The organism is Brucella sp. NBRC 12950, from assembly GCF_030268145.1.
In the GTDB taxonomy this organism is placed as follows: Bacteria; Pseudomonadota; Alphaproteobacteria; order Rhizobiales; family Rhizobiaceae; genus Brucella.
Genome location: NZ_BSQC01000074.1, coordinates 1 through 306, shown reverse-complemented (window position 1 = coordinate 306; position 306 = coordinate 1). Strand labels below are relative to the sequence as shown.

The following is a 306-nucleotide window of genomic DNA, read 5'->3' as shown; positions in this document are numbered from 1 at the left end:
CTGCTATCCACGGCACCCATTCCACCCACCCCCGCGAATGGTGGTTTGTGAAACGCATGATGGATGGGCGCGTAGTCATACCGCTTTGCTTCAATGGACAAAGTCGTTTCCATACGACCGCAGCACTCAATATCGCCGAGGTTACAAAACATGCCCTTGCCGAACGGCGGAAGCTCATCCTCAACATCGCGGACCCTATAGCTCCGACTGTAAATGAAATTGGCTCTCATATAGCCACAGCCATGGGATGGAATGGGACTTTGGTCCCGATTAACATGGGCGATCCACGTCTCGGCTCCCCCATTG

General features: G+C 53.9%; 1 pseudogene. It reads left to right on the top strand.

The annotated features are described in order from the left end of the window. A pseudogene (locus QSJ70_RS27510) lies at positions 1 to 306 on the top strand (hypothetical protein); the annotation flags it as partial.